The 13,737-nt window shown below is 63.4% G+C and carries 15 protein-coding genes; 10 read left to right on the top strand and 5 right to left on the bottom strand.

What is annotated here, in order from left to right:
* Positions 1–11: 11 nt before the first annotated feature.
* Complete coding sequence (locus AC1DWA_RS15030; protein WP_050655137.1) at positions 12–1,460, bottom strand: acyl-CoA dehydrogenase family protein; 1,449 nt, start codon at positions 1,458–1,460, stop codon at positions 12–14.
* A 103-nt stretch (positions 1,461–1,563) separates the two neighbouring features.
* Between AC1DWA_RS15030 and AC1DWA_RS15025 the strand changes: the two genes are divergently transcribed.
* Together AC1DWA_RS15025 and AC1DWA_RS15020 are read left to right on the top strand one after the other, a co-directional pair.
* Positions 1,564–2,709, top strand: a complete 1,146-nt coding sequence (locus AC1DWA_RS15025; protein WP_477916777.1) for a sensor histidine kinase — start codon at positions 1,564–1,566, stop codon at positions 2,707–2,709.
* Positions 2,706–3,344: a response regulator gene (locus tag AC1DWA_RS15020; RefSeq protein ID WP_477846052.1), complete on the top strand. Its 639-nt coding sequence runs from the start codon at positions 2,706–2,708 to the stop codon at positions 3,342–3,344. Before AC1DWA_RS15025 ends, AC1DWA_RS15020 begins: the two co-directional genes overlap by 4 nt.
* On the opposite strand, the gene AC1DWA_RS15015 is transcribed toward AC1DWA_RS15020, so the two are convergent.
* The 3 genes from AC1DWA_RS15015 to AC1DWA_RS15005 form a co-directional block, all read right to left on the bottom strand.
* On the bottom strand, positions 3,338–4,876 hold the full coding sequence (locus tag AC1DWA_RS15015; protein WP_477846051.1) for a multicopper oxidase family protein: 1,539 nt from the start codon (positions 4,874–4,876) through the stop codon (positions 3,338–3,340). The genes AC1DWA_RS15020 and AC1DWA_RS15015 overlap by 7 nt on opposite strands.
* A gap of 137 nt (positions 4,877–5,013) precedes the next feature.
* Entirely contained in the window at positions 5,014–5,796 is a 783-nt protein-coding gene (gene hisN / locus AC1DWA_RS15010; protein ID WP_019747847.1) for a histidinol-phosphatase, read from the bottom strand.
* A gap of 19 nt (positions 5,797–5,815) precedes the next feature.
* Positions 5,816–6,310: a beta-class carbonic anhydrase gene (locus AC1DWA_RS15005; protein ID WP_019747848.1), complete on the bottom strand. Its 495-nt coding sequence runs from the start codon at positions 6,308–6,310 to the stop codon at positions 5,816–5,818.
* A gap of 133 nt (positions 6,311–6,443) precedes the next feature.
* On the opposite strand from AC1DWA_RS15005, the gene prfB reads away from it, so the two are divergent.
* The 7 genes from prfB (at position 6,444) to AC1DWA_RS14970 (ending at position 12,091) form a co-directional block, all read left to right on the top strand.
* Positions 6,444–7,550 carry a peptide chain release factor 2 gene (gene prfB, locus AC1DWA_RS15000; RefSeq protein ID WP_003942364.1) on the top strand — a complete coding sequence of 369 codons (1,107 nt, stop codon included), beginning with the start codon at positions 6,444–6,446 and terminating at the stop codon, positions 7,548–7,550.
* 22 nt (positions 7,551–7,572) lie between these two features.
* Positions 7,573–8,457 carry a mechanosensitive ion channel family protein gene (locus AC1DWA_RS14995; protein WP_019747849.1) on the top strand — a complete coding sequence of 295 codons (885 nt, stop codon included), beginning with the start codon at positions 7,573–7,575 and terminating at the stop codon, positions 8,455–8,457.
* A complete protein-coding gene (locus AC1DWA_RS14990) occupies positions 8,454–8,936 on the top strand; it encodes an Rv3103c transmembrane domain-containing protein (RefSeq protein ID WP_046378360.1) in 483 nt (160 codons plus the stop codon). The genes AC1DWA_RS14995 and AC1DWA_RS14990 overlap by 4 nt, the downstream gene beginning before the upstream one ends.
* A 71-nt stretch (positions 8,937–9,007) precedes the next feature.
* Positions 9,008–9,688 carry a cell division ATP-binding protein FtsE gene (ftsE, locus tag AC1DWA_RS14985; protein ID WP_020969258.1) on the top strand — a complete coding sequence of 227 codons (681 nt, stop codon included), beginning with the start codon at positions 9,008–9,010 and terminating at the stop codon, positions 9,686–9,688.
* Between the two features lie 81 nt (positions 9,689–9,769).
* A complete protein-coding gene (gene ftsX / locus AC1DWA_RS14980; protein WP_003942367.1) occupies positions 9,770–10,675 on the top strand; it encodes a permease-like cell division protein FtsX in 906 nt (301 codons plus the stop codon).
* Between the two features lie 76 nt (positions 10,676–10,751).
* Positions 10,752–11,225, top strand: a complete 474-nt coding sequence (smpB, locus tag AC1DWA_RS14975) for an SsrA-binding protein SmpB (RefSeq protein ID WP_003942330.1) — start codon at positions 10,752–10,754, stop codon at positions 11,223–11,225.
* Between the two features lie 8 nt (positions 11,226–11,233).
* Positions 11,234–12,091 carry a DMT family transporter gene (locus AC1DWA_RS14970; RefSeq protein ID WP_075832889.1) on the top strand — a complete coding sequence of 286 codons (858 nt, stop codon included), beginning with the start codon at positions 11,234–11,236 and terminating at the stop codon, positions 12,089–12,091.
* Between the two features lie 36 nt (positions 12,092–12,127).
* On the opposite strand, the gene AC1DWA_RS14965 is transcribed toward AC1DWA_RS14970, so the two are convergent.
* Positions 12,128–12,712, bottom strand: coding sequence for a helix-turn-helix domain-containing protein (locus AC1DWA_RS14965; RefSeq protein WP_020907208.1), 585 nt, complete (start codon positions 12,710–12,712; stop codon positions 12,128–12,130).
* Positions 12,713–12,777: 65 nt separating this feature from the next.
* On the opposite strand from AC1DWA_RS14965, the gene AC1DWA_RS14960 reads away from it, so the two are divergent.
* A complete protein-coding gene (locus AC1DWA_RS14960; protein WP_031332072.1) occupies positions 12,778–13,725 on the top strand; it encodes an NAD(P)/FAD-dependent oxidoreductase in 948 nt (315 codons plus the stop codon).
* The last annotated feature ends 12 nt before the right edge of the window (positions 13,726–13,737 follow it).

The following is a 13,737-nucleotide window of genomic DNA, read 5'->3' as shown; positions in this document are numbered from 1 at the left end:
GTTCAGCGGCGTCAGATGAGGACGATGCCCTCGGCAACGCCGATGGCACGGAGGTCGCGGTACCAGCGCTCGACCGGGTGTTCCTTGGTGAACCCGTGTCCACCGAGGAGTTGCACACCGTCGAGGCCGATCTGCATGCCCTTCTCGGAAGCCAGCTTCCGGGCCAGAGCGGATTCGCGAGCGAAGGACAAGCCCTGCTCGGCGCGTGAAGCGCCCCGAAGCGTGACCAGGCGCAGTCCGTCGAGTTCGATGCCGATGTTGGCGACCATGAAGGCAACCGCCTGGCGGTGGCTGATCGGCTCGCCGAACGCTTCGCGCTCGTTGACGTACGGAATCACGTAGTCGAGAACTGCCTGGCTGGTTCCGACGGCCATGGACGCCCAACCGAGGCGAGCCAGGCGAATCGCGTCGGCGTATTCGGCCTTGCGCTGCTCGGCGTCACCGTCGCCGAGCAGTGCGGACTCCGGCACAGCGACATCGGTGAGGATCAGGCGACCCAGGCCTGCGGCGCGCAGTCCCATGCTGGGATCTGCTTCGACGACGAGTCCCTTGGTGTCGGATTCGACGATGAAGAAGGACGGCTTGCCGTCGAGTTCTGCGGCGATGACGAAGAGCTCGGACGTAGCCGCGGCGGGCACCAAGCTCTTGACGCCGTTGAGCTTGTAGCCGCTGGGGGAGCGCACTGCCTTGGTCTGCAGGGCAAACGGATCGAACAGTGCGCGTGGTTCGTTGACCACCACTGCTGCGCCGGGGACCTGCTCGCCGGTGAAGGCCGGAAGGTAGGTCTTCTGCTGCGCGTCGGTGCCCCACTGCGTCAGTGCGACTGCCACACCGCTCGGTGCGAGGATCGGAAGTGCAAGTCCCATGTCTCCGTGCGCAAGTGCCTCGGCAACAAGAGAATTGGTGACTGCGCCGCGATCGGCGGCTGCTCCGTCGAGTTCTTCGGGAACGTTGATCAGCGTGATACCGAGCTCGGCCGCGCGCTTGGAGAGATCGGCGGGGGCCTGCGCTGCGCCGTCGGCGTCGTGCGCTGCGGGACGCAGGATCTCGGCCGCGAACTCGCGCACGGTCTCGACGATCATCTTCTGGTCGTCGTCGGGGGTCAGATCGAAGTAGTCGGCGTTCTTGCTCGGGTTGTCGGGCAGGCGCTTGGGTGCGCCGTTGCCAGAGACCTTCTGGAATCCTCGAGTGGCGGCACCCAGGGTTTTGAAGCCCGTCTTGGTGCCCTCGTAGGTCACGCGATCGATGGTCTGACGCAGATTGAACTTCTCGGCCAGTTCCGAACCGGTGATCTTGGTAAGCACACGCATGGCTGCGCCCATGGCGTCGCGTTTGATCGGGTTCAGGCCGACGGCGGACGTGTCGCGGGGCGCACCCTTGGCGCCGCCGCGCTGCGCGCCCGATTCGCTGCGCTGAGCGCTCTTGTCGGGGGCAACACTGTCTTGCTTGGTCATGATCACCAGCTGTTTCTCGGTGTTGGGGCGTTGGACGATCCTTATCTTACTCATCAGTAAGGTCTGTTGTCGAGAAACCGCGAAATGATGCGCGTCATAGGCTCGAGGGGTGAACCGGACAGAGGTGCCAGATCGGATACAGCGGTACGTGCGCTACACGCCGTTGGTGGTGGTCCCGTGCCTGTTGATCGCCAGCACGTATCCGGGGGAGTATCGAGTTCCCCTCACCTACTGGATTCTGTCGATGCTGTYGGCGCTCGCCTTCGTCGCCGGCCGTCGATGGCCGGTCTTCGCGTCCCTGGTCATCTCGGCGCTCGCCGTTCCGATGTTCGTCGCCGACGCCTGGGGGCTGTCCGAGCTTGTTCCGTATCTCGGGGCGGTCGCCGTCGTCGACGTCACGATGCGGGCCGAGCGTAGAGAAATGGTTGCCGTATCGGCAGCAGGATGGTGCGGTTCGGTGCTCGCGGGGATCTGGTTCGAATCTCACGAAGCGTTCTGGTCTGTCACGACGGCTGTGAAAGTGCTTGCGTACGTGGGGTTGCCACTGCTGCTCGGGCTGTATCTACGCTCGCAGCGTGAATTGGCCGCGAACAATCTTGCGCAGACCCGCGCTGCGGAGCGCAGTGCGCTCGCCCGCGAACTGCACGACCTGGTTGCGCACCACATGGCATCGATCGTCCTGAGAATCGGCGTGGCTCAACATGTCTTGGCGCCCCAGGACGAGGCCGTGCGTGAGGTCCTCGCGGATGTGCGTGGGACTGCGTCCGATGCGCTGGCCGATATCCGTCGCCTCCTGGTCGCACTTCGTGATCCTTCGCTCGGTGAGGTCGCTCTGGTCGAGCCGGATGCCGTCGAGGCGGAAATCGAGGCGGCGATAGATCGTGTGCGTGCGGCGGGTTTCGAGGTGCAGGCAGTCTTCGATGCCCAGGAGAATGTCGAGTCAGGCGCAGCCGATCTCGACGCGATCGGGAGGCTGACGTTGTTGCGGGTGATTCAGGAATCACTGACCAACGTCATGAAGCACGGCGACAAGAAGGGGCTGGTATCGGTCTCGGTCGGTCGCGAAGACAACCGGGTGCATGTCAGGGTTGTCAACCACGTCGAGGGATCGCCTCGGAGTGCAGGTCATGGCCTGGTGGGAATGCAGGAGCGTGCGGAGTTGGTCGGCGGCGAGATGACCGCGGGCACCAACAGTGACGGGAAATGGGAAGTGCACGTGAGTATTCCACTCGTTGTCTCGGGCGATGTCTCGTGATCAGCGTGCTGATCGTCGACGACCAGCGACTTGTGCGCGCCGGTTTGCGGATGCTGTGCGCGGCAGCCGAGGACATGACCGTGGCCGGTGAGGCGTCGAACGGCGTCGAGGCGGTAGCGCTCGCTGCAGAATTGGATCCCGACGTGATTCTGATGGACTTGAGAATGCCCGGGCTGGACGGGATCGGTGCCACGCAGCAGATCGTCAAGGCCGGTCGTCGAGCGCGCATTCTCGTGCTGACCACCTTCGACGACGACGATCATCTGTATCCCGCACTCGCCGCGGGGGCTTCGGGGTTCTTCGTCAAGGACACCGAACCCGCCGAGCTGCTCGGCGCCATTCGGCGGATCGCCGAGGATGAGATGGTGTTCACTCCGGAACTTCTCCGCCGCGTTGTGGATCGAGCGGTGATCGGTGGTATCGCAGACACTGCTGTGACGGGCAAGGTTCCGTTGACCGATCGCGAATCGCAGGTCCTCGCACTGGTGGCAGAAGGGAAGAGCAATCAGGAGATCGCGGACACGCTGCATCTCGGTGTGACCACGGTGAAGACGCACGTGGCGAACCTGATGTCGAAGACCGGTTGCGACAATCGGGTTCGCCTCGCCGTGTACCACTTGCAGAACTTTCAGTGACCGGAGTGCGAACCAGACGAAGGCATCGGCATGTCCATCGGCATGTCCATCTGCATCGGAGCCGCCTTCTGCCCCGGTTCGAGGACGAGGAATTGGCCCATCATCCCTTGGTCCTCGTGCATCAGCAGGTGGCAGTGGAACATGTACGGGAACGTGGGATCGGTGTACTCGGACCACTGCAGTGCGACGCGAACCCTGCTGCCCGGCGGTGTGTAGACGGTGTCCTTGAGTCCGCGCAAGTGCGGCGGGGGAGTGCGACCGTCGACGTCGAGGATCTGGAACTGTACGTCGTGGACATGGAAATTGTGTGGCCAGTTGTCCTTGTTGGTGATCGTCCACACCTCGGTCGCGCCGACCTCGGCCTCGAAGTCGATGCGGTTCATGTCCATTCGTTGCCCGTTGATCATGTACCACTGCAGATCGAAGGTTCGGGAAACGCTAGCCTTCGACGGATCGAGACGCGGTAGTACGGCCAACTGCGCCGGGAGAGTCGACCGTGACGTGCGGCTGGCAACCCCCCGCAGTTCGATGATGTCGAAGCGGTCGTTCATGCCGAAGTTCTCGGCGTCGGAGGAACTCACGCCACCGCCGTCCTCGATCGGGAACGACACCAGTGTGGTCGTCGCACCGGGGTCGACGCGAACCACGATCTCGGCTCGTTCACCGGGGCTGAGCTGAATCCGCTTGATCGCAATCGGTGATTCGAGCAGTCCGCCGTCGGTGGCAATCAGATCGAACGTGCGGTCGTCGGGGAACCCCAGGTTGTAGAGACGGCCGGAAGAGCCGTTCAGGATGCGCAACCGGACGACCCCGGTGGTGACGTCGAGGTAGGCGTCGGAGATGCCGTTGGTGACGATCGTGTCGCCGAGCAGGCCGATGTCGGTCGGATCTGATTCGTCGAAGCTGCCGTCGGCGAGGAATCGACGATCCTGGATTATCAGCGGAACATCGTCGACACCATAGGTTTTGGGGATGTCCAACGCCCGGGTGTCGGCATCGTCGATCAGGAACAGTCCGGCAAGACCGCGCTGCACGTGCCGTTCGGTGGATCCGTGCGGGTGTGGGTGATACCACAGCGTCGACGCCGGCTGACCGATCGTCCACGCCGGTTCCCAGCGTCCGCCGGCTTCGATGGTCTGGTGCGGGCCACCGTCGTATCTGGCGGGCAGATGCATGCCGTGCCAATGGACGGTCGTGGGCTCTGCCAGTGTGTTGTCGATCGTGAATGCGACAGATTCTCCGCGTTCGGCGCGGACGGTGGGCCCCAGAATGGATCCGTTGAAACCCCAAGTGTCGGTGAGTTTTCCCGCGACGATCTCGGTGGTCCCGGCACCGGCACGAAGTGTGAAGTGGCGAACACCTGCGTCGTCGACGGTGGATTCGGCAAGCGGCGGAATCGGTAGCGGACGCGAAGTTCCGGCCTCCGCCAACGTGGCGCTCTTCGCTGCCGGGTCGGCGCCGCAGCCCACCGCGAGCCCGAGGGGCGCTGCGGCCAGACCGAACAGAATCGTGCGCCTGGAAATCCGGTTCATCGTTCTCCTGGAAGTAGTGCGTGATCAACTACTTCCAGTCAACGGGCCGAGATGTCGTGCCGAATCCTGCCGACGGGCCTGTCGGAACTCCTCCCTCGGACCCTTGCGGCGGGTGGGATGTTCTGGTATCCGGGTGGTTACCGCAGGCGGGCTAGAACGTCTTCGTGCAGCAGTCCGTTGGTGGCGACCGCGCTGCCGCCGTGCGGACCTGCGCCGCCGTCCAGATCGGTGAACGCGCCGCCGGCCTCACGGACCAATACGTCGAGCGCTGCCAGATCCCACAGGGAAACCTCGGGTTCGGCAGCAATGTCGACGGCGCCTTCGGCCACTAGGCAGTAGGAGAAGAAGTCCCCGTAACCGCGCACGCGCCAGACGTGGTCGGTGAGTTCGACGAACTGATCGCGAATTCCGCGGTCCTTCCACCCCGAGAGGCTCGAGAAGCTCAGGCTCGCTGACTCGCTGCGATCGACGGCGGATACCTGGATCGCCCGCGCATCACTGTCCCCGAAGGACGTATGTGCGCCCAAACCTGTTGCAGCCCACCATCGCCGATTCAGGGCGGGTGCGCTCACGACGCCGATAACGGGGACGCCGTCCTCGAGCAAGCTGATCAGCGTGGCCCACACCGGTACGTTGCGGACGAAGTTCTTGGTCCCGTCGATGGGGTCGACCACCCACTGCCTGCCCTCGAAGACTGCGTCGCCGCCGAATTCTTCGCCCAGTACGGAATCCTCCGGTCGGTGCTCACCGAGTGTCGCGCGCACTGCACGCTCGACAGCGAGGTCGGCGTCCGAGACAGGGGTGAGGTCCGGCTTGTCGTCGACTCGAAGATCGAGCGCACCGAAGCGGGCGCGAGTGATCGCGTCAGCCTCGTCGGCGATACGGAGGGCGAGTGCGAGGTCGGATGCGCGATCGGTCACGGGTACACAACCTACCGGCTCAAACCGGGAGGACTTCGTTCAGCTTTCCGGTGGCGACGTCGAAGACGAATCCGCGTAGGGAGGTCGTCGCGGTGACGAACGGACTGTTCTCGATGCGCTTCAACGACTGACGGACGTCCTCGTCGATGTCGGGGAACGATTCGGCAGCCCAGTTGGGTTTGATGCCGATCTCGTCCTGGATGGATCGCTTGAAGTCGTCGTCGGTGAACGTCAGCATTCCGCAGTCGGTGTGGTGGATGAGGATGATCTCGGTAGTTCCCAGCAGACGCTGGCTGATGGCGAGGGATCGGATCTCGTCGTCGGTGACGACTCCACCCGCATTGCGGATGACGTGCGATTCACCTTCCTGGATCCCCAGCACCCGATAGACGTCGATGCGGGCGTCCATGCAGGCGAGAACGGCAACGTGCTTGCTGGGTGGGAGGGGGAGCGGACCGGTGAACTGCTCGGCGTAGGCGGCGTTGTTCTGCAGGTATTCGTCGGTGACAGTCATCACTCCAGTAGGTTCCCTCGGACCCTGGTTGGCAAGGCTTCCAGTCGCGGTGATCCCAATAGGTGACGCACGGGGGAGCGGACAGGGTGACGCACAGCAGAGCCCAGGTCGGCACCCGGTAGCCTTGAGAACCGTGCATCCCGACGTAATTGCAGACCTGAACGCCCTCGACACCACCCTTCGCACCTGCGAATCGGTTGTGGACGTCGAGGAGCTGCGCCGACGCATCGACGAGCTCGAGCACCAGGCGGCCGACCCCGGTCTGTGGAACGACCAGGAACACGCCCAGCAGGTCACCAGCCAGCTCTCCCACGCCCAGGCGGAGCTTCGCCGCATCGTTGCACTGCGCGAGCGGCTCGACGAGATGCCGATCCTCTACGAACTGGCAGAAGACGAAGGCCCCGACGCGGTGGCCGATGCCGACGCCGAGCGGGCGAGCCTGCGTGACGACATCGCGGCGATGGAAGTCAAGACCATGCTGTCGGGCGAGTACGACGAGCGCGACGCACTCATCAACATCCGCTCCGGCGCCGGCGGTATCGACGCCGCAGACTGGGCCGAGATGCTCATGCGTATGTACATCCGCTGGGCGGAGAAGCACGACTACGGCGTCGAGGTCTACGACACGTCGTACGCCGAAGAAGCCGGACTCAAGAGCGCGACGTTCGCGATCAAGGGCCCGTACACCTACGGAACGCTGTCCGTCGAGATGGGCACCCACCGGCTCGTCCGAATCAGCCCGTTCGACAACCAGGGGCGTCGCCAGACGTCGTTCGCCGAGGTCGAGGTCCTGCCGGTCGTCGAGACGACCGACCACATCGAGATCAACGAGAACGACATCCGCGTCGACGTCTACCGCTCGTCCGGTCCGGGTGGCCAGTCCGTGAACACCACTGACTCCGCCGTTCGACTCACACACATCCCGACGGGAATCGTCGTCACCTGTCAGAACGAGAAGTCGCAGCTCCAGAACAAGGTGTCGGCGATGCGCGTCCTGCAGGCCAAGCTGCTCGCGGTCAAGCGTCAGGAAGAGCGCGCCGAGATGGATGCGCTCAAGGGCGACAGCGGCAGCTCGTGGGGCAACCAGATGCGTTCCTACGTTCTGCATCCGTACCAGATGGTCAAGGACCTGCGTACCGAGTACGAGGTCAACAACCCGTCGGCAGTGCTCGACGGCGACATCGACGGGTTCCTCGAGGCCGGCATCCGCTGGCGCATGAGCGAGAACCAGTCCGCATAGCGTTCGGATACCGAAAGGCACGATGACTTTACTTCGACCTGGGCAGAACCTGCTCGATTGGCTTCAAACCACCGGTTTGTCCGTCCTCATGACCGTGCTCGGCGCGATGATTCTCGCYCGGTTGGTCAGTTGGGGCGGCAACAAGGTCACCGACCAGATCGACTCCAACTATCAGTTGGGCGATGCGCTGGTTCGCTCCGAGGCGACCAAGCATCGCCACTCGGTCGCGCAGGTCATCACCTGGGTGGTCATCACGTTCATCTACGTGATCGCGACGCTGAAGGTTCTCGACCAATTGAATTTGCCGATCGGCAGTCTCGTGGCGCCGGCAACTGTTCTCGGTGCGGCGCTCGGTTTCGGTGCACAGCGCGTCGTGCAGGACATTCTTGCCGGTTTCTTCATCATCACCGAACGCCAGTACGGCTTCGGTGACACCGTGCGACTTGCGATCACCGGCTCCTCCGACGACGCCGAAGGTGTCATCGAGGACGTGACCCTGCGCGTGACGCGGATGCGAAACTCCGACGGCGAGGTCATCACCGTTCCCAACGGCCAGATCGTGAAAGCGACCAACCTGTCCAAGGACTGGGCACGCGCCGTCATCGACGTTCCGGTTCCGGCGACTGCCGACCTCACCCGGGTCAACGAGGTACTTCGTCAGGTCGGAGTCGACGCGATGGCTGACCGTGGACTCAAGAAACTGCTGCTCGACGAGCCCACTGTCATGGGCGTCGAAAGCCTCGAGGTCGATCAGGTCAACGTGCGGATGGTTGCGCGCACGCTGCCTGGCAAACAATTCCAGGTCGGGCGAGCACTTCGTGTCCGCGTCGCCGCAGCACTGCGACGTCAGGGGATCACGGTGTCACCGGATCTGCACACCGCACGGACCGAGGAGGCGAGCGAATGACCGATCAGGAACCGCGCCGCGGACTCGACCGCCTGATTCACCTGGACTGGCTTCCGTCACGGATCTTCGGTGGCCGGATGCGCACCTCGACGTTCATTCTCGTGGTCGCCTGGATCCTCACGTATCTGCTGCACACGTACCTCAATCCGGAGGAAACGGCAGCAACTCCGCCGCCCAGCGTCGACACGTCCGTCACCGAGCCGTACATCGCTCCATCGGTCAAACCGTCGACGACGACCCCCGTGCCGTCCTCGACCGAGCAGACGACCACCTCCGAGGCTCCGTCCTCGGAATCGAGTACGGGCAGCTCCGGTTCTCCGACGCCGACTTCTGGTCCTGCGCCTGCTCCGGGAAACGCCGAACAGTCCGCGACCACGGTGCCGACGACTCCTGCGACGACGACCGTCCCGCAACCTGGTGCGGCAATGCAGGCACCGACGTCGGTGCCACAGTCACCTGCGACCACCGGTACCGGATAAGGACGAGGGTGCTCGCGCGTGGCGCCAAGGTCACCGTTAGATAACGGCTAGACTGGCTAGTTGTGATCAGCATGAAGAATGTGTCGAAGTCCTACAAGGCCTCCACCAGGCCGGCGCTCGACAAAGTCAGCGTGGAGGTGGAGAAGGGGGAGTTCGTCTTCCTCATCGGCCCCTCCGGCTCTGGCAAGTCGACGTTCATGCGGTTGCTGCTCAAGATGGAGTCGCCCACGTCCGGTGACATCGAGGTCGCGGATTTCCACGTCAACAAGTTGGCGGCCCGCCGCGTGCCGAAGCTTCGCCAGAGCATGGGCTGTGTTTTCCAGGACTTCCGCTTGCTTCAGCAGAAGACGGTGTCCGAGAACGTCGCCTTTGCGTTGGAAGTCATCGGCAAGCCCCGCAACGTCATCGCGCGCACTGTGCCCGAGGTCCTCGACATGGTCGGTCTGGCCGGCAAAGCCGATCGACTGCCCACCGAACTCTCCGGCGGTGAGCAGCAGCGCGTCGCCATCGCCCGCGCATTCGTGAACCGCCCGCTCGTGCTGCTCGCCGACGAGCCCACCGGCAACCTGGACCCCGAAACGAGCCAGGACATCATGCTGCTGCTCGAGCGGATCAACCGCACAGGCACCACCGTCGTGATGGCGACCCACGATCACCACATCGTCGACTCCATGCGTCGACGCGTCATCGAACTCGATCTCGGCAAGGTGACCAGAGACGAAGCGCGGGGTGTGTACGGCGTCGGCAGGTAGCGCCGACTACGACCACACGTCCCGTACGCCCACCGGTTGTCGTGAAACAACCGGCCTCTCGAAAAGGAATCGGATTCCCCGATGCGCGCCAGCTTTATTTTCAGCGAAGTCCTGACCGGCCTACGCCGCAACATCACGATGACCATCGCCATGATCTTGACGACGGCAATCTCCCTCGGTCTCTTCGGCGGTGGTCTGCTGGTCGTGCAGATGGCAGGCAAGACCCAGCAGATCTTCCTCGAACGCGTCGAGGTGCAGATCTTCCTGACCGACGACATCTCTTCGGCTGATCCCGGTTGCGAGCAGGAGATCTGCAGTTCGTTGCGCAAGGAACTCGAGCAGACTCCGTCCGTCGTCGCGGTTCAGTACCTCAACCGCGAAGACGCCGTGAAGGATGCCACCGAGCGCGTGTTCAAGGACCAGCCCGAGCTGGCAGCGCTGGTGAGCCCGGACAGCTTCCCGGCGTCGTTCAAGGTCAAGCTCAGTGACCCGGAGCGGTTCGGCGTCATCAACGACACCTTCGGTTCGAGGCCCGGCGTCGAGAGTGTGCTCAATCAGCGCGAGTTGGTGGACCGACTGTTCAGCGTGCTCGGTGGAGTGCGCAACGCAGCGTTCGCGATCGCGATCGTCCAGGCGATCGCGGCCATCCTGCTGATCGCCAACATGGTCCAGATCGCCGCGTTCACGCGTCGTACCGAGGTCAACATCATGCGGTTGGTCGGCGCGACGCGGTGGTACACCCAGCTTCCGTTCCTTCTCGAAGCCGTCGTGGCGGCCTTGATCGGTGCGGTGCTCGCCATTGCCGGACTGTTCACGGCGAAGAACGTCTTCATCGACGGGGTCCTGTCCGATGTCTACGAAGCCAACATCGTGGCGCGGATCTCCAACAGTGACGTGCTGTTCGTCTCGCCGATCCTCGTGCTTGCCGGCGTCGGAATGGCCGCGGTGACGGCGTACGTCACACTGCGTCTGTACGTCCGCGAATAATCGGTTTGCACGAGCTTCTATGCTGGAACAGCAAGAACCATTCGACAGCAAGACAGCGGACTGAGAGGCCCGGACAGTGAAGGAAAAGGGCCGCAAGGTCATTGCGACCAATCGCAAAGCACGCCACAACTACACGATCATCGACACCTACGAGGCCGGTATCGCGCTCGTCGGGACCGAGGTCAAGAGTCTGCGTGAAGGCAAGGCGTCGCTCGTCGATGCGTTCGCCACCGTGGACAACGGCGAAGTGTGGTTGCGCTCGTTGCACATTCCGGAGTACACGCAAGGCACGTGGAACAACCACTCTCCGCGCCGCACCCGAAAGCTCCTGCTGCACAAGCGTGAGATCGAGCACCTCGTCGGCAAGACCCGCGAGGGAAACCAGACACTGGTTCCGCTGTCGATGTACTTCAACGACGGCAAGGTCAAGGTCGAACTCGCGCTGGCAAAGGGTAAGCAGGACTACGACAAGCGCCAGGACATGGCCAAGCGGACCGCCGAGCGCGAGGTGACCCGCGAGCTCGGTCGTCGTATCAAGGGCATGCGCTGACCTCCATCCTGCTTGCCCTCGTGGCGGCAGTTGCCTACGGAGTCAGCGACTTCGTCGGGGGAGTTGCATCACGACGAGTTGCCGCACTGCGTGTGGTGATCGTCTCGTATCCGCTCTCGCTCGTCATCGTTCTGATCGCAGCACCTTTCGTTTCCGGGACGCTGACGCTGAACGGTTTGATCTGGGGCGCGATCGCGGGCGTCACGAGTGGTCTGGCGGTGTGGTGGTTCTATCTCGCGCTGGCAACTGGCCCCATGTCGGTGGTCTCGCCGCTGACAGCTGTTCTGGTGGCGGGTATTCCGGTCCTCGTCGGATTCGCATTCGGTGAGCGGCCGGGGTTGATCGCGTACCTGGGTATTGCCGTCGCGCTGGTCGCCGTCGTCCTGGTCAGCCGCGAGTCGCCTGACGACACCGCGGGTGAGGTCGCCGGCGGAATCACTCTCCGCTTCACCAGGCAAGTGGCGCTTCTGACCGTCGGAAGCGGTGGCGCATTTGCTCTCTCGTTCATCGCACTTCACCAGATCGGCGAGGGCAGCGGGCTGTGGGCGTTGGCCGTATCTCGCGGCGCCGCGACCGTCGTGGTGTGGTTGGTCGCGCTGGCGGCCGGTCACTTCGTTCTCCCACGAGGCGAGCCACTCAAACTCGCGGTGTACGTCAGCGTCCTCGACGTCGTCGCGAACGGGACGATGATCTACGCCTTCCAAGGCGGAATGCTCTCACTGGTCAGCGTGATCGGTTCGCTGTATCCGGCTGCGACGGTTCTGCTCGCCATGGTGATGCTGGGCGAGCGGGTAAGCCGCGTGCAACAAGCGGGAATGCTGTTGGCGCTGGCGGCAGTCGGCATGATTGCCGTCGCGGGCGCCTAGATTCTTTCGAGTTCCAGCGTTTTCAGTCCTAGTGTTTCAGCCGCGTCTGTCGGCCGGCGCTGCGCGTAGGTGAACACGCTCGCCCTGTTTCCCGAAGAGACTGATCGCCTCCGCAGGTCGGCTGTCGGCAGCGCTGATGCGGTGCGGAATGTGGGTGTCGAACTCGGCGGCCTCACCTGCCCCCATGATGAAATCCCGGTCGCCGAGTTGGAGTCGGATGCGCCCGGACAGAACGTAGACCCACTCGTAGCCCTCGTGGGATCCCGGTTCGCGATCGTCGTCGGTGGGGGAGATGATCATCTTGTAGGCCTGGAGGTTGCCGGGCTGACTGGTCAGCGGAATGACCGTCATGCATCCGACCGTTCGAGGTTCTTCTCGAACGCGGGGGTCCTTGATCTTGCTGTTCACCAGGTCGTCCAACGGGACGCCGTGTGCCTTGGCGATCGGCAGCAGCAACTCCAAGTTGGCTCGGCGAGTACCGGATTCGAGTCTCGAGAGTGTGCTGACGCTGATGTCGGTGGTCTCCGACAGGTCGGCCAGGGTCATGTCGGACTGCTGGCGCAACGCACGTAGGCGAGGGCCGATGCCGGCTAGAACGGCTTCGAACGATGTTTCGGTCATGGATCTATTTTGCCAAAGTGGCAACAGTGTTTGTCAAGAACGCGATCTCTTGTCATTCTGGATTCATGACGCAGAACTCATTCGACGTAGCAGTAATCGGAGCCGGCGCGGCAGGGCTGAACGCCGCACTCATCCTTGGTCAGGCACGCAGGTCCGTGATCGTCTTCGACAACGGATCACCACGGAACGCGGCCGCCGATCACATGAACGGATTCCTCTCCCGCGACGGCATGAACCCCGCCGAATTGTTGACCATCGGCCGAGGTGAGGTCCGCAAATTCGGCGGCGAGTTCCATGACGGCACCGTTGTCTCCGTGACACGGGACGGCGAGAAGTTCTCGGTAGAACTGGCTGACGGCAGCAAGATTCAGGTGCGCAAGGTCCTCGTTGCAACGGGTCTGACGGACCGCCTGCCGGTCGAACTCGAAGTCTTCGGCGAGCGTTGGGGCCGCGACGTGTTGCACTGCCCGTACTGCCACGGGTACAGCGTGCGCGATCAGCCGCTTGGTGTCATCGCCAAGAGCGCGGAATTTGCGATGCACCAGGCCCTCATGGTTCGCCAGTGGTCCGACGACGTAGTTCTCTTCCTCCATCGAATCACCGAACTGAGTTCCGAAGATCGGGAAAAGCTTGCAGCTCGCGATATTTCGATCGTCGAGGGTGAGATCGCTGGTCCCGTCGTCGAGGATGATCGGTTGGTGGGCGTGCGGTTGGCCGACGGCACTGTGGTCGCGCGTTCGGCGGTCTTTGTCGGTGGCGCTCTCACGATGGACCCCAACGATGCGATCTTGCGCGCATTCGGCGCGCAGCGCGCTGAGACGATGATGGGCGATTTCGTCACAGTCGACATGATGGGGGCGACGAGCGTGCCCGGCGTGTTCGCTGCGGGCAACGTCGTCGACCCGGGTGCCCAGGTCATCATGGCCGCAGCCGCCGGGGCGAAGGCTGGAGCGGGGATCAACATGATGTTGACCAACGACGACCTCGAGGTTGCACTCGCGCTTCGCAGTTGAATTGTGCGTAGC

It is taken from the genome of Rhodococcus sp. P4_F3_2 (assembly GCF_056401335.1).
Note: the sequence above shows the minus strand (reverse complement) of the source record. Positions and strands in the feature narration are given on the sequence as shown.

Bases quoted from the DNA above. Each gene is read 5' to 3' on its own strand.
- AC1DWA_RS15015 (WP_477846051.1), bottom strand. From the start codon at position 4,876: ATGAACCGGATTTCCAGGCGCACGATTCTGTTCGGTCTGGCCGCAGCG.
- AC1DWA_RS15005 (WP_019747848.1), bottom strand. From the start codon at position 6,310: ATGACTGTCACCGACGAATACCTGCAGAACAACGCCGCCTACGCCGAG.
- AC1DWA_RS14990 (WP_046378360.1), top strand. From the start codon at position 8,454: ATGACCGATCAGGAACCGCGCCGCGGACTCGACCGCCTGATTCACCTG.
- ftsE (WP_020969258.1), top strand. From the start codon at position 9,008: ATGAAGAATGTGTCGAAGTCCTACAAGGCCTCCACCAGGCCGGCGCTC.
- ftsX (WP_003942367.1), top strand. From the start codon at position 9,770: ATGCGCGCCAGCTTTATTTTCAGCGAAGTCCTGACCGGCCTACGCCGC.
- AC1DWA_RS14965 (WP_020907208.1), bottom strand. From the start codon at position 12,712: ATGACCGAAACATCGTTCGAAGCCGTTCTAGCCGGCATCGGCCCTCGC.
- AC1DWA_RS14960 (WP_031332072.1), top strand. From the start codon at position 12,778: ATGACGCAGAACTCATTCGACGTAGCAGTAATCGGAGCCGGCGCGGCA.